Consider the following 19,717-nt stretch of genomic DNA (forward strand, 5'->3'; position numbering starts at 1 on the left):
TAGAGAAGGCCGAACTATACGCAGCAGCTGCACAGGCGTCAAGTGCCTCCCCAAAAAATTTTGCTAAAAAGTGCAAAAAAGCCCGATCAATGCGAAAATCCCGTTTTTGCCCATTTGCCGGAGTTTCCCGCCATGACTGCCCAGATCCTTGATGGTAAAGCCATTTCCCAAGAAATCGTTCAAGAAGTGCGCGCCAAGGTCGATGCCCGCGTGGCGGCCGGCAAACGCGCACCGGCGCTGGCGGTGATTCTGGTGGGATCCGATCCGGCCTCACAGGTGTATGTGGGTAATAAAAAACGCCAGTGCGAAAACGCCGGGATTACCTCGCTGGCTTACGATCTGCCCGCAGAGACTAGCGAAGCCGATGTACTGAAGCTGGTGGCCGAGCTCAATCAGAATGACGACGTGGATGGCATCCTGGTGCAGTTGCCACTGCCTAAACACATTGATGCCGACAAGGTGATCGAGCTGATCGATCCGGTGAAAGATGTGGATGGTTTCCATCCTTATAATATCGGCCGCCTTACTTTGAAAATGCCGCTGCTGCGCCCATGCACGCCGCGCGGGGTGATGACTTTGTTGGAGAAAACCGGCATCGATCTGGTGGGCAAAGATGCGGTGGTAATTGGCGCGTCGAATATCGTTGGTCGTCCGCAAGCGCTTGAGCTCTTGCTCGCGCGTGCCACGGTGACCGTTTGCCACAGCAAAACCAAAGATCTGGCCGCCAAAGTGGCGGGTGCGGATGTGGTGGTGGCCGGCGTAGGCATCCCGAATTTTGTGAAGGGTGAATGGATTAAAGAAGGCGCGATCGTGATCGACGTGGGTATCAATCGGCTGGAAAGCGGCAAGCTGTGTGGCGATGTGGAATTCGATACCGCTAAAGAGCGCGCCAGCTGGATCACCCCAGTGCCGGGCGGTGTTGGTCTGATGACCGTGGCCACCCTGATGCAAAATACCTACGACGCGTGCGTGAACCGCATCGGCTAAGCCAACCACACGTAGCGCAACTTAAAAACAAGCAGCGAAAATACGCTGCACAGGCTGCTGAGCAAGTGGAATAACAGTATGTTTCAAGTCTCGGCCAAGCCGAGCCTGGGAACTAAGGCTTTTAATCTGCAGCCTTGATGTTCTATTCCCGCCCCTCCCGTCCCCTCTTTGAGGGGAGCCTCGCTTCGCGAGTGGGGTTTATTAGCAAGCTGAGTGGCGAAAATACGCCGCAATTTAGCCAATGGTGCCCGGTGGGCGCCGTTGGTGTCACTGGAGAAGGTACACAATATGGCTTATCAACTCGCCAAACCGCTATTGTTTATGCTCGAAGCCGAGCGCGCGCACCACGCTGCGTTTAAAGGATTGGGCCTGCTCAATAGTCTGGGTTTTCTGCGCTCGTTGGCCCCGACTGTACCGAATGATCCGGTGACTGTAATGGGGATTGAATTTGCCAACCCGGTGGGGCTGGCGGCGGGGCTGGATAAAAACGGCGATTATATTGATGCGCTGGGCGAGCTGGGCTTTGGTTTTCTGGAAATCGGTACGGTTACACCGCGCCCGCAGCCCGGTAACCCGAAGCCACGCCTGTTCCGCCTGCCGGAGGCGCGCGGCATTATCAACCGCATGGGTTTTAATAATGGCGGCGTCGATAATCTGCTCGATAACGTTACCCAGTCCCAGTATCGCGGTGTACTCGGCATCAATATTGGCAAAAACGCCGATACCCCCATAGAAAAAGCCGCGGAAGATTATCTGATTGGTCTGCGCAAAGTGTATGCGGCGGCCAGCTATGTCACTGTGAATATCTCCAGCCCGAATACCAAAAATCTGCGCCAGCTGCAGCAGGGTGATGAGCTGGGCGATTTGCTGGCGCAACTGAAGGCCGAGCAGGAAAAACTCGCGCAGCAACATGGTCGCTATGTGCCGATTGCGGTGAAGATCGCGCCGGATCTGGATAACAACCAGATTCAGGAAATCGGCCAGCTGCTGGTCACGCACCAGATTGATGGCGTGATCGCCACCAACACCACGCTGTCGCGTACCGGGGTCGAAAACCTGCCGCATGGCCAGGAAACCGGTGGTCTTTCGGGTGAGCCCGTGCGGGCCAAGTCTACCTCGGTGATTCGCGAGCTGGCGCAAGTACTGGATGGCGCGCTGCCGATTATTGGTGTGGGCGGCATTATGAGTGGCGAAGATGCGGTAGAAAAGATCCGCGCTGGCGCGGCCATGGTGCAGGTATATAGCGGGCTGATTTATCAGGGCCCAAGCTTGGTGAGCGAATGTGCGGCGGCGTTGGCGGCGCTGCGGCAAGGTAAGTAAGGTGCTGTGCGATTAGGCTGATAAACCATATCGGCTTTATGGATTATTAATTTTAGTTCATCGTATTTTTTTGATTAGACCCGGGTCGCGCTGGCTTGCTTTTCGTTACAATATCGGGTGCTTTGTGAGCCAATTGCGGGCTCACCCTTGATTTTCCGGTGAGAGTCTATGGATTTTAGTCATTACCTGCTGCTGCTGGTCGGCGCGGTGCTGGTCAACAACGTTGTGCTGGTGCGTATTTTGGGGCTATGCCCGTTTATGGGGGTTTCCAAGAAACTGGAAGCCTCGATCGGCATGGGCCTGGCCACCGCGTTTGTACTGACGCTGGCCTCGGGTACTTCGTGGATGATGGATCAGCTCTTGATCGTCTGGAAGCTGGAATACCTGCGCACGCTGTCTTTCATCGTGGTGATCGCCGCCATCGTGCAGTTCACCGAGATGTTTATTCACAAAAGCAGCCCGGCGCTGTATCAGGCGCTGGGGATTTACCTGCCGCTGATCACCACCAACTGTGCCGTATTGGGCGTGCCACTGATCAACTCGACCGCGCGCCACAATCTGATGGAATCGCTGGTGTTTGGCTTTGGCTCGGCGGTGGGCTTCTCGCTGATTCTGATTTTGTTTGCCGCCATGCGTGAGCGCATGGAAGGGGCGGACATCCCGCAGGCCTTCAAAGGAACGCCGGCGGCCTTTATTACCGCAGGGCTGATGAGTCTGGCCTTTATGGGTTTTGCTGGGTTGGTGAAATGAGTTTTCTGTTAGCGTTGGCCGTGATGGCCATTCTGGCGCTGGTGCTGGGGGCAATCCTCGGCTTTGCGGCGATTAAATACAAAGTGGATGAAGATCCGCTGGTGGATAAAATCGATGCCATCCTGCCGCAAACCCAATGCGGCCAATGTGGTTTCCCGGGCTGTAAACCCTACGCCACCGCCATTGCCAACGAAGAAGCCGAAATCAATAAATGCCCGCCGGGTGGCGAAGACGGCATTCGCAAACTGGCCGATTTGCTAGGCAAGGATTTTGTGCCCTTCGACGATGGCGGCGCCAGCGCCGAAAAAGCCCGCTCGGTCGCCATCATCCGCGAAGACACCTGTATTGGCTGTACTCTGTGTATTCAGGCCTGTCCGGTGGATGCCATCGTGGGCGCAGCCAAACATCTGCATACCGTCATCGAAAGCGAATGTACCGGCTGTGAGCTGTGTATTGCGCCATGCCCGGTGGACTGTATCGACATTGTGCCGGTGGGTGAAAACGTGAACACCTGGAAATGGCGCTATCCGATCATTCAATTGAAGAAGGTGGCCTAATGCTGGAAACCACCCGCGAGATTTTCCCCTTCCACGGCGGTGTGCATCCGCCGGAAATGAAAGACCTCTCCAACCGTAGCCCGATTGCGCGTGGCCCGCTGCCCGCGCAGCTGGTAATCCCCCTGCAGCAAAGCATCGGCAACCCCGCCAAATGCGTGGTGAATGTCGGCGATATCGTCGGCAAAGGGCAGCTGATCGCCGCACCCGATGGCAATCTGTCGGTGGCGGTACATGCCCCGACCTCGGGCCGGATTGTAGCGATTGATGCGCGGCAGGTCGCGCACCCATCCGGCTTGGCTGAGTGGTGCGTGACGCTGGAAAGCGATGGTCGCGATGAATGGATTGCCCGCGATAAATTTGACTGGCGCGGCGCGCTAGAGCGCGGCGATGGTAAAGCGATTCGCGATTACCTGCAGCTGATGGGCGTGGTGGGGCAGGGCGGGGCGGTATTTCCATCGCACTTGAAACTGGGCGGGCGCGAAGCGCTGCAAACCCTGATTATCAACGGCGCCGAATGCGAGCCGTATATCACCTGTGATGATCGCCTGATGCGCGAACGCGCGATCGAGATCGTGGCCGGTATCGGCATTGTGCGCAAAATGCTCAATGCCCGCGAAGTATTGATCGGGGTGGAAGACAATAAACCCGAAGCCGTGCATGCCCTGCGTGAAGCGCTGGCGCATTGCGGCTTCGCCGCCGAAGTGGTGGTGGTGCCTACGCTGTATCCATCCGGCGGCGCCAAGCAGCTGATCAAGCTCTTGACCAATAAAGAAGTGCCAAGTGGCGTGCGCTCGACCGATCTGGGCGTGCAGTGTTTCAACGTGGCCACCATTTACAGTATTTATGCCGCGCTGGAGCAAGCCGAGCCGGTGATTTCGCGCATCGTCACCCTGACGGGCGGCGTGGTCAAGCCCGGGAATGTGGATGCGCTGATCGGTACGCCGATTGATGATTTGCTGGCCTTTGCCGGTGGCAGCAGCGCACGCGAATATATTTATGGCGGCCCAATGATGGGCTTTACCCTGCCATCGACTGCGGTGGGCCTCACCAAGGCCGGCAACTGCGTGATTGCGATGGACGCCGCCAGCTTCCCGCCCAAAGCGCCCGAAATGCCATGTATTCGCTGTGGCGAATGCGCGGTGGCCTGCCCGCAAGAGCTGCAGCCGATGGATCTGTATTGGTTCTCGCGCAGCAAAAACTTCGGCAAGGCGCAGGAATGGAATCTGTTCGACTGTATCGAATGTGGCGCCTGTGCGTATGTGTGCCCATCCAGCATTCAGCTGGTGGATTACTACCGTTTTGCCAAATCGGAAATCTGGGAAGCTGAACGCGCGAAAAAATCGGCCGATACCGCGCGCCAGCGGCATGAATTCAAGCAATTCCGCGAAGAGCGCGAAAAAGCCGAAAAAGCCGCGCGCCTCGCTGCCAAAGCGGCGCCGAAACCGGCTGAAACTGCCGCTGCGGCCAGCGCCGATGCGGGCGCCCCAGCCGCGGATGCCGATGACAAAGCGGCCAAAATCAAGGCGGCTATGGCGCGCGCCGCGGCCAAGAAAGCCGAAGCGGGCGATCTGGCGGCACCACCTACCCAGGTCGGCAATGGCAAAGTGCCGCACGTGCTGAGCGACGAGCAAGCCGCGAAGATTCGCGCCTCAATGGAAAAACGCGCCGCCGAAAAAGCCGCGCAAGAGGCGCTCAGCCCCGAAGAGCGCGCGGCCCGCGACGCCGAGCGCGCCGCCAAAATTGAAGCGGCTAAAGCCGCTGCGGCAGCGAAAAAGGCTAGTGCAGATACCCCAGTAGAGCATACGCCTGCAAGCTTTGATCAGGGTGCGTCTACGGCAGATACCCCAGCCAAGACAGCGCTCGATGAAGAAAAAGCCGCCAAGATCCGCGCCGCGATGGCGGCGGCTGCGGCGAAGAAAGCCGCTAAAGAAGCAGGCGCCGCTAGCCCGGCCGCCGCTGCGTCAGATAAAGACGCTGTGGCGCCAAGCCCTGCCGCGAGCGCCGCCACTGAGGCAGCCCCCGCCAAACCGGCGCTCGACGAAGAAAAAGCGGCCAAAATCCGCGCGGCCATGGCTGCCGCCGCGGCACGCAAAGCTGCCAAAGAAGGCGGCGAAGTCGCGCCGGGCGCCGAGCCTGCCGCAGCCTCGGTGACAGAAGTGGTCGCAGAAGTAGCCGCAGCTGCAGATACCGCCCCGGCGGCAGAGTCTACGCCAGAAGCCGCAGCGCCAGCCGCAGCGGGGATCGATCCGGATAAAGCGGCCAAGATTCGTGCCGCCATGGCTGCGGCCGCCGCGAAAAAAGCAGCGAAACAAGCTGCGCAAGATGAAGGTCAGGCATGATGCGAACGTCTCCCCATGTGGTAAAACCCACTCCCTTGCAGCTGGTGATGCTGAAAGTTGCCGGTGCTTTGCTGCCCGGTATTGCGGTGTATGTGTATGTGTTTGGCGCCGGCATTGTGCTGCAATTACTGCTGGCCACCGTTACCGCGCTGCTCACCGAAGCAGCTTGCCTCAAGCTGCGCAATTATCCGGTGAAGCCGTTTATCACCGATGGCTCGGCCGTGGTTACGGCCTGGCTGCTGGCGCTGTCGCTGCCACCTTTATCGAGCTGGTGGATGATTGTGCTGGCTACGGTGATCGCGGTTGGGCTGGCCAAACATCTGTATGGCGGCCTGGGGCAAAATCCGTTTAACCCGGCGATGGTAGGTTTTGCGGTGATGATTGTCTCATTCCCCGCGCAGATGGGGCGCTGGAATGCGCCACTCTCGCTGCTCTCGCACGAACTCACTAGCTGGCAGCAGTTTGGGTATATCCTCACGGGCCAATTACCACAGGGCTTGGCGTTCGATACCCTGGCTTCGGCTACGCCACTGGATGCGGTAAAAACCGGCCTGACCCAGCAACATGCACTGCCGGATATTTTGCAGGGCGCGATTTTTCAGGCCGGCTGGCTGCCGAGCGAAATGGGCTGGATTGCCGCCGCCTATCTCTTGGGCGGGCTGTTTTTGCTGCAGCAGCGCGTGATTCAGTGGCATAAGCCAGTAGCGTTTCTGGCCGCCCTGCTGGCGTTTTCGGGGCTGTTTCATCTGATCGACCCTGCTCGCTACGCCAGCCCGCTGTTCCACGCTTTTAGCGGTGCGGCGATTCTGGGCGCGTTTTTCATTATTACCGACCCGGTTTCGGCCCCGACCACCCCACTGGGGCGGCTGATCTACGGCGCTTTGATTGGTTTGCTCACCTGGTTGATCCGCACCTACGGCGGTTACCCTGATGGTGTGGCCTTTGCTGTGCTGATTATGAATATTGCCGCGCCATTTATCGATCAATACACCCAGCCGGCGGTATTTGGCCGCAAGCGTGGCAGTGTTGGGGCGAAAGGGGGGAAAGCATGAAAACCATGCTGCAAAACGGCGTGCGTGGCGCGCTGACCTTGCTGGTGTTTGCGCTGACCTTCACCGCTCTGATGGCGGGAACCTATACGCTGACCAAAGACATTGTGCTGGGCAATGAAAAAGCCGCCAAAGTGGCGCTGATTGCGCAGGTATTGCCGGCGGGCAGCTTTGATAATCAGCTGCTGGATGATGCCGTTGCCCAGGATGCGGCGGCGCTCAAGCAGCTGAATAACGAGGTTGGCGCGCAGATTTATCGCGCCAAAAAAGCTGGCCAAACCGTGGCCGCGGTCATCGAAACCGTGGCGCCGGATGGTTATTCGGGCAAGATCAAACTTTTGGTCGGCGTGAGCAAAAGCGGGCAAGTGCTGGGCGTGCGCGTGGTGGCGCATAAAGAAACCCCGGGGCTGGGCGATTACATCGATGTGCTCAAATCCAAATGGATTTTAGGCTTTGATGGCAAATCGCTGGCCGCACCGGCGCCAAGCGAGTGGAAAGTGAAAAAAGACGGTGGGGTGTTTGATTACACCGCCGGCGCTACCATCAGCCCGCGCGCAGTGGTGAAAGCGGTGAAAAACACCCTCGATTATGTGGCCGCACAGCCGGCTGTGGTTTTTGGAGCTTAAAGCCATGATGAGCTGGCAAGACGCAAAAGACATTATCTACAACAGCATCTGGAAGCAAAACCAGGGTGTGGTGGCGATTTTGGGGATGTGCCCGGTGCTGGTGATGTCCAGCAACATCATCAATGGCGTTTCGCTCGGTTTGGCCACCAGTATCGTGATGCTGATTTCCGGCGCGGCGATTGCGGCGATCCGTGATTTTGTCCCCAATGAGCTGCGCGCGCCGATCTTTATTCTGATCATTGCCGCGCTGGTGACGATGGTGGATCTGCTGATGAATTCCTATGTGCACGATCTGTATCTGGTGCTGGGGATTTTCATTCCGCTGATTACGACCAACTGCATCGTATTGGCGCGGGCCGAAGCGTTTGCCTCGAAAAATCCAGTGAGCCAGTCGGCGCTGGATGGCTTTTTTATGGGCTTGGGCCTGACGCTGGTCTTGGGGATTCTGGGTGCAATGCGCGAGCTGGTGGGCAAGGGCACGCTGCTGTCGGGGATTGATCTGGTGTTTGGCCCCGCCGCGCAAGGCTGGGTGATTCATGTGATCCCCGCGCATTACAATTATCAATTCCTGCTGGCGATTCTGCCGCCGGGCGCGTTTATTGGCCTGGGCTTTTTGATTGCCGGTAAGCAGGCGCTGGATCGTCGCGCCGAGGCGCGTGCCAAAGCCGCCGCCCGCTTAGCCCCGCCCCCTGCGGAGCCACAGGCCGCCAGCTAAATTGCGGCAATACCAAAACAACGGCGCTACGGCGCCGTTTTTGCTTGATGACCAACCCTACTCGCGAAGCGAGGCGCCCCTCACGGAGGGGACGGGAGGGGTGGGTATAGAACATCAAGGCTGTAGATTGGTAGTCTTTTTTCGTAGGCTCGGCTTGGCCGAGACTTGAAGGAGATAGCTCTTCCACTTTGTCAGCCGCCTGCAACGGCGCTTCGGCGCCGTTTTTTATGCCTGCGACCTATTCACACGGTATTAAGTCGCACTTAAGCTTGCCCGCTATTGCCGGGTAGTGGCTTTGGATTATGCTAGCGCCTAACCAATATGCAGAGTGAATGAGGTAAGGTATGAGTAGGCTGGCGGCAATCAAGCAGGGCTGGCGCAAGCTGGGATTCTGGCGCTGGGTGGGGCTCGCGCTCATCGTGGGTGCGCTCTGGTGGCTGTGGGGGCGCAAGCCGGTTGATCCGGCCAGCCAGGTAATTACTGCGGTGGTGAGCAAGGGCGACGTTGAAGTCTCGGTGCTGGCCACTGGTGTGGTCGATGCGGCCAAAACGGTCGAAGTGGGCGCACAGGCGTCGGGGCAGATTCAGCATCTGGCGGTGGCGCTGGGCGATCGGGTGAAAAAAGGTGATCTCTTGGCCGAGATTGACCCTAGCGTCACCAAAACCGAATTTGACGCGGCCCAAAGCGCGATTGATGGCCTCGAGGCGCAGCAAACTGTGCGCCAACTCGCCCTGGATGAGGCTGAGCAAGAGCTGGCGCGGCAGCAGCTGATGCTGAGCGGCGATGCCACCGCGCGCAAAGAGTTCGATGCTGCCCAGCTCGCAGTGAAAACCCGCCGCGCGGAAATCCGCATGATTGCCGCGCAGCTGAAAGAAGCGCAAGTGCGGCTGGAAAAAGCCCGCACCAATCTGGGCTTTACCCGCATTGTGGCGCCGATGGATGGCGTGGTGACCGCGATTGCCGCCAAAGAAGGCCAGACCGTGAATGCGATCCAGTCCGCGCCGCCGATCCTGACCCTGGCGGCGATGGACAATATGCAGGTGAAAGCCCAGGTAGCCGAAGCCGACATCGTGCGCCTCAAACCCGGTACACCGCTGTACTTTAGCGTGCTGGGTGCGCCGGAGCGCCGCTTCGAGGCCAAAATCAGCGGTATCGAGCCCACGCCGCAAACCATCAATAACGCGATTTTCTACAATGCGCTGTTTCTGGTGCCCAATCAGCAAGGGCTATTGCGCCTGCAAATGACGGCGCAAGTGACTTTCCTGCTGGATCGGGCACGCAATGTGCTCACCGTGCCGGTGGCGGCGCTAAGCCAGCCCAAAGGCCAGCACTATACGGTGACGGTGCTAGAAGCCGATGGCCAGCTGCGCACGCGGCAGGTGGAGATCGGGGTGAAAGGCAATGTGAATGCCGAGGTGCGTAAAGGCCTGCAAGCCGGCGAAAAAGTCGTGGTGAGCCGTGCCGACAGCAGCAAAAAGCCTGGCGATGATGGCCACCCTGAGCCGGAGCCTGGCCATGGCTGAGACGCCGATTATTGAATTACGCGATATCGTTCGCAGCTTTCCGGCCGGCGATGAAGTCGTCCAGATTTTGCGCGGGGTGAATCTCACCATCCGCCGCGGTGAAATGGTGGCGATTATCGGGCAATCGGGCTCGGGTAAATCCACCTTGATGAATATTCTGGGTGGGCTAGATAGCGCCAGCAGCGGCTCGTATCGCTTTGCCGGGCGTGAAGTCAGCGAGCTGGATGCCGACGAGCTGGCTACGCTACGCCGCGATCATTTTGGCTTTATTTTTCAGCGTTATCACCTGCTGGGTGGCCTCACAGCCACCGAAAACGTGGCGATGCCTGCGGTGTATGTCGGCACACCACCCGATGAGCGCCAGGCGCGGGCGGCGCAATTATTAGCCCGGCTTGGGCTGGGTGAGCGGCTGGCACATCGACCGCGGCAGCTTTCCGGTGGCCAGCAGCAGCGGGTGTCGATCGCCCGGGCACTGATGAATGGCGGCGAGGTGATCTTGGCCGATGAGCCGACCGGGGCGCTGGATAGCCGCAGCGGCCAAGATGTGCTGCAGATCCTGCAAGAGCTGCACGCACAGGGCCATACCGTGATTTTGGTGACGCACGATAGCAAGGTGGCGGCGCAGGCGGAGCGGATTATCGAGATTCGCGATGGCGAGATTGTTTCGGATGCGCCCAATCCGGCGCGGGTAGCGCTGGACGTACCCGAAGTGGCGCCCACAGGCTTGCATCACAGCCGGCAGGCGCAGGCCTTGCTGGGGCGCTGGCAAGAGGCCTTTACCATGGCACTGCGCGCCTTGCTGGCCAACCGCATGCGCAGCTTGCTGACCATGCTGGGGATTATTATCGGCATTGCCTCGGTGGTGACGATTATGGCGCTGGGCGAGGGGATGGAAAAACAGGTGCTGGATAATTTCTCGGGCCTGGGCACCAGCAATATTGATATCCGCCCCGGCACAGGGCCGGGGGATGACAAAGCCGCCAGCATCAAAACCCTGCGCGAAAAAGATCTACGCGCGCTTGAGGCCGAGCCCTACGTGGCTGCGGTGACGCCGCTGACGCAAATTGGCGCGCGGGTGCGCTACCAGAATATCGACGTCAACGCTGCCGTGCAGGGCGTGGCGCCGGCGTATTTCACCTTGCGCGATCAGCGTTTTAAAGCCGGGGTGCCGTTTAGCAATGACGATGTGCGCCGGCAGGCGCAGGTGGCGGTGATCAGCGAAAGTACGCGCGCCAAATTGTTTGGCAGCGCCGATGGCATTGGGCAGATTATTTTGCTGGGCAAGATACCGGTGCAGGTGATCGGCGTGGCCGAGGCGAAATCCAGCGGATTTATGAGTAGCGATAGCCTGGATGTGTGGCTGCCGTATTCCACCGCGGCCAGCCGGCTATTTGGCCAGCTGCATTTCAATCTGATCACGGTGCAGGTAAAACCCGGCTTGCCGGTGAAGGCGGCCGAGCAAGCCATCATCAGCCGCATCCGGCTAGAACACGGCCAGCAGGATTTTTACACCCGCACCATGGAAGACCTGATGAAGTCGTTTGAAAGCACGGCCAATAGCATCAAGCTCTTCCTGACCATGATCGGGGTGATTTCGCTGGTGGTGGGCGGCATTGGGGTGATGAATATCATGCTGGTGTCGGTGACCGAGCGCACGCATGAAATCGGCATTCGCATGGCCGTGGGCGCGCGGCAAGGCGATATTCGCAGCCAGTTTCTGATCGAAGCCGTGCTGGTGTGTTTGCTGGGCGCAGCGATTGGGATCGGGCTATCCGGGGCGCTGGCGCTGTTGGTGAATATGCTGGTGAAAGATTTCCAGATGGTACTGTCTTTCTCCACCATCAGTATCGCGGTGCTGTGCGCCAGCGGGATTGGCATGGTGTTCGGTTTTCTGCCCGCCCGGCGGGCTGCGCAGTTGGCGCCGATTGAAGCGCTGGCGCGCGAGTAGGGGTATATCTATGCAGGATAAATTTGATAAGGTTTATAAGGCTATACCCGTGGGTGTATCGCTGGCGCTGCTGTCTTTGCTGGGCGCGTGCGCGAGCCCGGCCTGGCAAGCGCCGGCGGTGAATACCCCGGCCAGCTGGCAAAGTGCTACGGCCAGTCAGGCCAGCCAGCCGGCAGCTGATGCGGCATTCTGGGCCAGCTTTGCCGACCCGCAGCTGCTGCAGTTGCAAACCGAGGCTCTGAGCCGCAATGCCGATCTGGCGCAGGCCGCGTTGCGCTGGCGCAAAGCTGGTTTGCTGGTGACGCAAAATCAGCAAGCCCAGCTACCTAATGTCAGCCTTTCGGCGAGTTCGGGCGCCGCCTGGCAGCTCGATCCGGCGCGCCATACCAGCGATTCGTTCGGGCTGAGTTTATCGGCGAGCTGGGAGCTTGATCTGTGGGGCAAGCTTGCCGATCAAACCCGCGCCGCCAGCTGGCGCACCACGGCCAGCGCCAGCGATTGGCAGGCTTTGCGCCAATCGGTGCGCAGCGAAGTGGCCCAAGCCTACTGGGCCATCGCCCGCGAGCAAGCCGCCCTGACCCTGGCGCAGGCTGATCTGGCCCGCGCCGAAGCGCTGCAAGCGCGGGTGAATACCCGCTATCAGGCGGGCTATGTGTCTGGGCTGGATGTGGCGCAGGCACGAGATAGCGTGGCCCAGCAGCGTAGCCGGGTGCTCGAAGCCCAGCTGGCGCTGGATAAAAGCCGCTGGGCGCTGGCCACCTTGCTCGATCAGCCCCCGGCCACCTACGCCCAGCTACAGGCTGCGCTGCCGAGCGAATTTCCTGCTGTGCCGGCGGGCTTGCCCGCCGAGGTGCTTGATAGGCGGCCTGATCTGGCCAGCGCCCGCGCCAATCTGCAAGCGGCTTTTGCCGACGAAGCGGTGAGCCGAAAAAGCTGGTATCCCACCCTGTCGCTCACCGGCTCGTTGGGCAGTAATAGCCAGGAGCTGAGTAATCTGCTGGTGAATCCCGTGGCGCAGCTCGGTGCCGGGTTGGTGCTCCCATTTATCAACTGGCATAAGCGCGATACCGCGCTGAAAATCAGCGCGCTGGATTACGAAGCCGCGGTGATTGGCTACCGGCAAAAGCTGTATCAGGCGCTGCAGGAAGTGGAAATCGCGCTGGCCAGTCGCAGCCAGCTGCAAGCCAATCAGCCACTCTTGGCCACGCAATTGCGCGATGCCGAGCAGGCCGAGCGGCAAACCGAACTGCGCTATCGGGCCGGGGTGATTCAGTTTGATAGCGTACTCAGCGCGCAGGCGCGGCGGCAGCAGGTGCAAAATCAGCTACTGCAGCAGCGCTATCAGCTGGCAGTAGCCAGTAGCAATGTTTACCGCGCACTGGGTGGCGCGCCGGATGCCAGCACCCCGGCGCAGCTGGCCGCTAGCGCGGCAACGCCAGCGACTGCACCGTAAAGGCTTGACCGGAGGGCGCGTGTTGAAAGAGTTGGCGAAAGCCCGATTCGATCCAGTACAGCCGACCCTGACTAATTGCGCCCGAGGATGGGCTATCGAGCCCGTTAGCCAGTACTGTCAATCGCGGCGTGGGCGCGCGCAAATCTAGAAGCGTAATTTGCCCGCCCTCGCTGCCACTTGCGCCAAAGGTATCGCTCTCGAAAATCACAATTTGCTGCGGCCCAAGCCGGCGCAAGGCATCGGCATTTTTTAAGACCCGGGGTAAGGGCAGTTGGCGCACAGCTTGCGGCGATCCGGCGGCATCGAGGCTGATGGCCAGCAGATAGGGTACAGCTGCTACTTTGCTGACATACAGGGTGGGGCCGTCGAGCACCAGACCATTGAGCGTAAGGCCTTGTTGGCGATCGGTTGCGAGCGCGGGGTCTTCCAGCCAGACGCTGAGCGCACTGGCGCCGGGCTCCAGGGCCAGAATGCGTGGCTGGCCGGAATCGCTGATCAGAATGCGCCCATGGGTATCCAGCACCAGATCATTGCAAATCCCCTGCGCGGGCAGCGGGTAGCTGGCCACAGGTTGTCCGCTGTGCAGGGCATATCTTTTCAAGGCACTGGGGCTGCTCGGCGCTGTACTGTAGCCAAAATCAGCCGAGCAGGCCCACAGCGCATCATGCGCGTCGTCTACCAGCAGACCTTGCGTATTGCGCAGACCCAGCTGCCCGCTAGGAACCAGCAGCTCAGCGGGCTCCCCGCCGGCGGGCAAGCGGGCAATGGCCCCCTGATGCCAGCTGCCGACATACAGATCGCCATCGCGGCTGGCGGTCAGACTTTCGGGATACCAGTCGGCGGGTAAATGTTGGGTCGGGGCAGCTTGCAGCTGTGCGCTGCTCAACGCCAGCGTGAATAGCCATTGCATAAAGAGAGAACGGGGCATGGGTGTACTCCAAAAAGGGAGTGCTGATTGTCTATTGGCCGCTATTCGTTGATAAACTGCGATTTGATTGTTTGATTGACAACGATTGGTGTGGAATGGATAAGCTCACTAGCATGGCGGTGTTTGTTCGGGCGGTAGAAAAAGGCAGTTTTGCGGCGGTTGCCGATGAGCTGGGGCTGTCTAGCACCATGGTCGCCAAGCATATTCAGGCGCTGGAGCACGCTGTTGGGGCGCGCTTACTGGCGCGAACCACTCGCCGGCAGCAGCTCACGGAGCTGGGAAGTGTGTATCTGGAGCGCTGCCGAGAAGTGCTGCGCACAGTGGCCGATTGCGAGCAGGTGGTGCAGGATTGGCGCGCCGAACCACGTGGTACTTTACAGATTACCGCCCCGGTATCTTTCGGCACACATTGCCTCACGCCGCTGCTGGCCAAATACCTGCAGCAGTATCCGCAGGTGAATATTGATTTGCAGCTGAGTGATCAGGTAGTGGATTTTCTGGGTGCGGGGGTTGAGGTGGCTTTTCGAGCCGGGGAGATTAGCGGTGATCAGCTGGTGGCGCTGCGCTTGCGTACACCGCCGATGTTCGCTGCCGCCAGCCCGGCGTATCTGGCGCAACACGGCGTGCCGCAGCATCCGGCTGAATTAAGCCAGCATGCGCATCTGGCGCTGCGCGCGTGGGGGAAGCGGGCGCAATGGCGCTTTCAGCAGGCCGAACAGAGCATCAATGTGCCGGTGGTGCCGCGGCTGGTGTGCAATCACGGCGAGGCCTTATTGCAAGCCGCGCTTCAAGGCATGGGCGTTGTGGTGCAACCCGCTTATCTGCTGAGTAGCGCGCTGGCGGCCGGCACTTTGCAGCGACTGCTGCCCGACTGGACGCTAGCTAGCCGGCCGCTCTCGCTGGTGTGGCGACAGGATTTGCAGCCCACGGCCAAGTTGCGCAGCTGGATTGATTTTATCCGTGCCGAGCTGGGCGAATCGACCCAGGTTCTTGATACCTAGGTAGTGTATTGGATTGGAGGCTATAAAAATTAATGCTTTTGAGTGCATACCCGGATAGATTATAGCCCGCAGTAATCCGCCAGCCGCCGCACCAAAGCATCGACTTCCTCGGCTGGGATCTGGGCGTAGCCGAGGATAAAACCATTGCGCCGGTGCTCGGCTTGCCAGCAATACGCCGCGAGCGGGCGGGCGATCAGGCCGTGGGCGATGGCCTGCTGGCTGCTGGCGCTGGCGTCGAATTCGGGGCTGAGCTCGAGTGCTAAATGCATGCCGGCGGCGCCGCCGTACAGCGTGGCATGCGGGCCAAAATGGCGCTCAAGCGCGGCGCTCAGCGCATCGCGGCGCTGGCTGTAGAGCTTGCGCATCCGGCGCAAATGCGCGGCGTATTCACCGCTTTGAATGAACTCGGCCAGTGCCAGTTGCTCTAGCTGGCGGCCCCGCGGATAGCATTGCGCCAGCATCGCCGTGACCGCTTGTACATAGGCGCGCGGCACCACCAGATAGCCGGTGCGCAAGGCGGGGAAGAGTGATTTGCTGAAGGTGCCCAGATACAGCACCGGTGCGTCGGGCAGCAAGCCTTGCATTGCCGGTAGCGGCGGACCGGCGCGGCGAAATTCGCTATCGTAATCGTCTTCGATAATCAGCGTGCCATGCTGTTGCGCCTGTGCCAGCAACGCCAAGCGGCGCGGTAGGCTCAGCACATGCCCAAGCGGATATTGATGCGAGGGCGTTACATAAATCAGCCGTGGCGGGGTTTGCCAATCGGCCGCGCTGGGCTTGATGCCGTCGGCATCGACGGCAATGCCGCGCACGGCTAATTGCGCACTGGTAAAGGCATTCACCGCGCCGCCGTAGCCGGGGTCTTCCACCCAGGCCACGTCGCCCACATCGGCAAACAGCTTGGCGCATAAGTCCAGGCTGGCTTGGGTGCCATCGGTGATCAACACCTGACTGGCATCGCAAACCACACCCCGCGCGGCGCGCAAATGCCCGGCAATCGCTTCGCGTAGCGCTGGCTCACCGGCCGCCTGTCCATAGGCCAGCTGACTAGGGCGAGCGCTACGCCATTGCTTGGCCAGCAAGCGTTGCCAGCGGGCGTGGTCAAATTCGGCCAGTGCCGGTACGCCAGGCGTGAACGGGGCCAGGGTATCGACATCGGCAAATGGCGCCTGATAGGCCTGCCCGCGTTGCGACAGACCGCGCTGCGGGGTGTGCGGCGCGCTGGGGACAGCCGGCAGCGCCGCCACCCGCGTGCCGCGCGGGCCGCTTTCCAGTAGCCCTTCGCTGGCCAGTTGCTCATAGGCGAACACCACCGCATTGCGGGCGATGCTCAGCTCGCGCGCCAGCTGGCGGCTGGCCGGTAGGCGCTGCAAAGGCGCTAAAGTCCGCTGCAAAATTGCACTGCGCAGCGCGGTATACAGCTGTTGTTGGCGCGAGCTGCGCGCGCTACTTGCGGCATATTGGCGCAGCAAAAGGGCAAAATCCATGATGATCGGTGGGCTTGAGGCTGGGGCGAAGAGTGGGCCAGCTGCAGGATCTTGTCTGCGGCTGGCGCGAGATAGAGGTTAGGCGCTGGCTGCTGTGCTGGCTTGGCGTTGCCAGCAGGGCGGAATGATTTTGCCGCGTTTAACTGCCATGCGCAGCAGAATGATGCCGGTGGCGGTGCAGACAGTAAGCGCTAAAATCGATGATTCAACGCCAAATTGGCCCCCGGTCAGCCAGTTTGGGCCCTGCATCGTGGAGCGAATCAGGCCTTGCTGCGGCGCATTGCCAGAGACAATGCCCGAGAAAATGGCCGACTGGGTGTAATTCCAGGCCAGGTGAAAGCCGATGCTCAGCCACAGCCGGCGCGTCAGCATAACCGCCGCCGCCAACAAGATACCCGCTTCAACCGCAATAAATAGCGCCCCTTCGAGCGTCGCCGCCGGGTTGGTAAGATGCGTCAGCCCAAAGACCAGTGCCGAAACCACCAGTGCAATCCAGCTACCCAACCAGCGCTCTAGCGATAAAAACAGTGCGCCACGAAAAAGCAGCTCTTCAAAAACGCTAGAGCTCAGCGCCATGGCCACGGCCGGCAACATGTAATTCCAGCTATTGAGGCCGGTGATGCGATAGATCCCCAGCGCCATCAGCGCGAGTTCACAGATCGTATATAAGCCGACCCCAACCAAAAGCCCGATTCCCAGTTCGCGGCCCAGGCCATTCACACCCAGCTCGCTGGTCTGGCGCTGCTCGATAAAATGGGCATAGGCGATATAAATGGCAAAGCCGGCAATACACAACGCAATAATATGTGCCGCCGCTTTGACCGGCTGGGCAGCATAGCTGGTCATTACATCGGTATTCATCCCCATCATCACGAGAAAGACAAGGCCAAGCAGCAAAATGCGGCATGGCGGAGTGGCGAGCAGCCAGCGAAGCCAGCCTAGTTTGCTGGGTGCCAGTGGTGCGGTCATGCTTTTCTCCTGTGTATGAATACGCGGTGTTAGCGACGAATGCTGGGTTGAGTATAGCGAGCCGGTGTGCGATCTAGATTGCACCGCACAAAATTCACCAATCTGGCGCATGGGGGATTCGGGGCGCTGGCTGCCGAGCTTCAGCCGGCGCCGCGGGCGAGTTATGCCAGTGGTACCTGATATTTTGTGGCGAATGGATCTTATCTTGGAGCCAGCGCTTTGGCTATGCTGGCGTTTTATCTGCACCGAGATCTAGCTATGTCCTCCGCACCGAGCCCCCGCACCCGTATCCGCCGCATTCCGGAAAACGCCGATTACGCGCCCAGTACCCTGTATGCGATTTTGGATAGCCACTATTTGTGTCATCTGGCTTTTCACGATGAGCGCGGCCCGCATTGCCTGCCGATGGCCTATTGGCGGATCGACGATGCCTTGTATATTCACGGCTCCAATGGCAGCCGGCTGATGAAGCATCTGGCCGGTGGGGCGCTGGTGAGTATTGCCGTCAGCCACCTCGATGGGTTGGTGCTGGCGCGCTCGGCGTTTAACCATTCGATGAATTATCGCTCGGCGGTGATTTATGGCCAGTTTGAGCGGATTGAAGGCGAAGAAGCCAAAGCCGCCGCGCTAGATGCCTTTATGGATCACCTTGCCCCGGGGCGGAATGCCGACATTCGCCGCGGCAGCCCGCAAGAGCTGGGCGCGACCATTGTGCTAAAAATTAGCCTGGCCGAAGCGGCTTGCAAAATCCGCAGTGGCGGCGCCGAAGACGATGAAAAAGATCTACACATCACCGCCTGGACCGGGGTATTGCCGCTCACCATGACACGCGACGCGCCGCAAGCCGATGCCGACTGTACGCAGCCGCTGCCGGCCTATGCGCAGGCATGGTCAGTGAGGTAAGGCTTGGGTATATGGCTGTAGCTATTGTTAAATAATGGCTATGGCCATATACCTACTGTTTTTGGCTGCTGGCGCGCTTCACTTTGCCTGTCGCTGCCGCCGCGCCTGATATTGCTGGCATTGCTGCTCAACCGTGTGACGGCCATCGAGCTGTAGCCCTGCATACAGCTGGCAGGGGCGGGCAAAGGCAACTTTCGGCTTTAAGTACCAATAGGGTGGCTCGGGCGAGCAAATGTACATTTCCTCGACCTGCCAGCGCTGTTGGGTTTTTTTGGCCACCACCCACAGCATCTTATCGAGATCGGGGTCGCATTGCGCGGCCTTATTCCAGTCTAGCGTTTTGCCCTCTGCTGCCATCAGGCCACCAACAATAACGGCCCAATTCCCCGTGTGATTGAGTTGCTCGACCCGAAAGCGCACGGCTTGCCCGGCTTGGCGGCTAGCTTCGGGGCGGATGGATTCCAGTAATACCTGGCGCTCGGCACTGCTCAGCGCCATGGCCACGGTCGAGGTGGCGAGTATGCACAGCGTGGGGATGAGATGGCGCATGGTGGCGTGGCCTCGTTGGAAAACGGCGGCTGTATTGGCGCTGCCGGCGGGTGCAATCGGGTGCTTAGCGTAACGCGCGCAGCGCTGGCGGTTCAAGGCGGTCGCAAGCCCGGGCGATTAATCTGCACAGTGGCATGGCAAGCCCTGCGTGCGAAGCGTAGGCAATAAAAAAAACCCGCAGAGCGAAGCTCGATGCGGGTTTTGCTACGACAGACGTGCTGCCGATTTAGAGTTGCTGGGTTGCAGCTAATGGGGTGGTGCCCGGAACCGGAATCGAACCGGTACACCTTGCGGCGAGGGATTTTAAGTCCCTTGTGTCTACCTATTTCACCATCCGGGCACAGTGCGCGCAGTTTAGCAGGCTTTCAACCGGCTGAATAGATCGCGGCGCTACAAAAAAGCCCAGCAACGCTGGGCTTTTCAGTTTGGAGGCGGGTACCGGAATCGAACCGATGTCTACGGATTTGCAATCCGCTGCATAACCACTTTGCTAACCCGCCGTAATGGGCAAAGAAAGCCAGGGCTTTCTTAAAAATTTGGAGCGGGATAAGAGGCTCGAACTCTCGACCTATACCTTGGCAAGGTATCGCTCTACCAACTGAGCTAATCCCGC

General features: G+C 59.7%; 17 protein-coding genes and 3 tRNA genes. 13 read left to right on the forward strand and 7 right to left on the reverse strand.

The window, feature by feature from the left end; all coding sequences use genetic code 11:
• The first annotated feature begins 132 nt into the window (after positions 1 to 132).
• The 11 genes from folD to L991_RS05090 all read left to right on the forward strand — a co-directional run bounded on the left by folD (position 133) and on the right by L991_RS05090 (position 13,267).
• Entirely contained in the window at positions 133 to 987 is an 855-nt protein-coding gene (folD, locus tag L991_RS05040; RefSeq protein WP_047392973.1) for a bifunctional methylenetetrahydrofolate dehydrogenase/methenyltetrahydrofolate cyclohydrolase FolD, read from the forward strand.
• A gap of 288 nt (positions 988 to 1,275) precedes the next feature.
• Positions 1,276 to 2,307 (forward strand): quinone-dependent dihydroorotate dehydrogenase, encoded by a 1,032-nt coding sequence (locus tag L991_RS05045; RefSeq protein ID WP_047392975.1) that lies wholly within the window; start codon positions 1,276 to 1,278, stop codon positions 2,305 to 2,307.
• Between the two features lie 168 nt (positions 2,308 to 2,475).
• Positions 2,476 to 3,057: an electron transport complex subunit RsxA gene (gene rsxA / locus L991_RS05050; RefSeq protein ID WP_028449902.1), complete on the forward strand. Its 582-nt coding sequence runs from the start codon at positions 2,476 to 2,478 to the stop codon at positions 3,055 to 3,057.
• Positions 3,054 to 3,614 carry an electron transport complex subunit RsxB gene (gene rsxB, locus L991_RS05055; RefSeq protein ID WP_028449901.1) on the forward strand — a complete coding sequence of 187 codons (561 nt, stop codon included), beginning with the start codon at positions 3,054 to 3,056 and terminating at the stop codon, positions 3,612 to 3,614. The genes rsxA and rsxB overlap by 4 nt, the downstream gene beginning before the upstream one ends.
• Positions 3,614 to 5,953, forward strand: a complete 2,340-nt coding sequence (gene rsxC, locus L991_RS05060) for an electron transport complex subunit RsxC (protein WP_081986546.1) — start codon at positions 3,614 to 3,616, stop codon at positions 5,951 to 5,953. Before rsxB ends, rsxC begins: the two co-directional genes overlap by 1 nt.
• Positions 5,950 to 7,005: an RnfABCDGE type electron transport complex subunit D gene (locus L991_RS05065; RefSeq protein ID WP_231550486.1), complete on the forward strand. Its 1,056-nt coding sequence runs from the start codon at positions 5,950 to 5,952 to the stop codon at positions 7,003 to 7,005. Before rsxC ends, L991_RS05065 begins: the two co-directional genes overlap by 4 nt.
• Positions 7,002 to 7,628 carry an electron transport complex subunit RsxG gene (gene rsxG / locus L991_RS05070; protein WP_052190632.1) on the forward strand — a complete coding sequence of 209 codons (627 nt, stop codon included), beginning with the start codon at positions 7,002 to 7,004 and terminating at the stop codon, positions 7,626 to 7,628. The genes L991_RS05065 and rsxG overlap by 4 nt, the downstream gene beginning before the upstream one ends.
• Positions 7,629 to 7,632: 4 nt before the next feature.
• Positions 7,633 to 8,343, forward strand: a complete 711-nt coding sequence (locus L991_RS05075) for an electron transport complex subunit E (RefSeq protein WP_231550487.1) — start codon at positions 7,633 to 7,635, stop codon at positions 8,341 to 8,343.
• Positions 8,344 to 8,687: 344 nt separating this feature from the next.
• On the forward strand, positions 8,688 to 9,866 hold the full coding sequence (gene macA / locus L991_RS05080; protein WP_047392978.1) for a macrolide transporter subunit MacA: 1,179 nt from the start codon (positions 8,688 to 8,690) through the stop codon (positions 9,864 to 9,866).
• Complete coding sequence (locus L991_RS05085; protein ID WP_047393038.1) at positions 9,859 to 11,814, forward strand: MacB family efflux pump subunit; 1,956 nt, start codon at positions 9,859 to 9,861, stop codon at positions 11,812 to 11,814. Before macA ends, L991_RS05085 begins: the two co-directional genes overlap by 8 nt.
• 10 nt (positions 11,815 to 11,824) lie before the next feature.
• The gene (locus L991_RS05090; protein ID WP_052190633.1) at positions 11,825 to 13,267 is read left to right on the forward strand and encodes an efflux transporter outer membrane subunit; all 1,443 of its coding nucleotides are present in this window, start codon (positions 11,825 to 11,827) and stop codon (positions 13,265 to 13,267) included.
• On the opposite strand, the gene L991_RS05095 is transcribed toward L991_RS05090, so the two are convergent.
• Entirely contained in the window at positions 13,236 to 14,195 is a 960-nt protein-coding gene (locus L991_RS05095) for an SMP-30/gluconolactonase/LRE family protein (RefSeq protein WP_047392981.1), read from the reverse strand. The two genes, L991_RS05090 and L991_RS05095, sit on opposite strands and share 32 nt — an antisense overlap.
• Positions 14,196 to 14,290: 95 nt before the next feature.
• Between L991_RS05095 and L991_RS05100 the strand changes: the two genes are divergently transcribed.
• A complete protein-coding gene (locus L991_RS05100) occupies positions 14,291 to 15,196 on the forward strand; it encodes a LysR family transcriptional regulator (RefSeq protein ID WP_047392984.1) in 906 nt (301 codons plus the stop codon).
• Positions 15,197 to 15,255: 59 nt separating this feature from the next.
• Here the strand turns inward: L991_RS05100 and L991_RS05105 are convergent, their stop codons facing one another.
• Together L991_RS05105 and L991_RS05110 are read right to left on the reverse strand one after the other, a co-directional pair.
• The gene (locus L991_RS05105; protein WP_047392986.1) at positions 15,256 to 16,683 is read right to left on the reverse strand and encodes a PLP-dependent aminotransferase family protein; all 1,428 of its coding nucleotides are present in this window, start codon (positions 16,681 to 16,683) and stop codon (positions 15,256 to 15,258) included.
• 78 nt (positions 16,684 to 16,761) lie between these two features.
• On the reverse strand, positions 16,762 to 17,652 hold the full coding sequence (locus tag L991_RS05110) for a CPBP family intramembrane glutamic endopeptidase (protein WP_047392989.1): 891 nt from the start codon (positions 17,650 to 17,652) through the stop codon (positions 16,762 to 16,764).
• A gap of 258 nt (positions 17,653 to 17,910) precedes the next feature.
• Between L991_RS05110 and L991_RS05115 the strand changes: the two genes are divergently transcribed.
• Positions 17,911 to 18,555, forward strand: coding sequence for a pyridoxamine 5'-phosphate oxidase family protein (locus tag L991_RS05115; protein ID WP_047393043.1), 645 nt, complete (start codon positions 17,911 to 17,913; stop codon positions 18,553 to 18,555).
• A gap of 78 nt (positions 18,556 to 18,633) precedes the next feature.
• On the opposite strand, the gene L991_RS05120 is transcribed toward L991_RS05115, so the two are convergent.
• The 4 genes from L991_RS05120 to L991_RS05135 form a co-directional block, all read right to left on the reverse strand.
• Positions 18,634 to 19,104 carry a hypothetical protein gene (locus L991_RS05120; RefSeq protein WP_156128991.1) on the reverse strand — a complete coding sequence of 157 codons (471 nt, stop codon included), beginning with the start codon at positions 19,102 to 19,104 and terminating at the stop codon, positions 18,634 to 18,636.
• 255 nt (positions 19,105 to 19,359) lie between these two features.
• Positions 19,360 to 19,444: transfer RNA gene (locus tag L991_RS05125), tRNA-Leu, on the reverse strand.
• Between the two features lie 86 nt (positions 19,445 to 19,530).
• A tRNA-Cys gene (locus L991_RS05130) sits at positions 19,531 to 19,604 on the reverse strand.
• A gap of 37 nt (positions 19,605 to 19,641) precedes the next feature.
• Positions 19,642 to 19,717, reverse strand: a tRNA-Gly gene (locus L991_RS05135).

Source organism: Chitinibacter sp. ZOR0017 (assembly GCF_000799095.1).
Classification (GTDB): Bacteria; Pseudomonadota; Gammaproteobacteria; order Burkholderiales; family Chitinibacteraceae; genus Chitinibacter; species Chitinibacter tainanensis.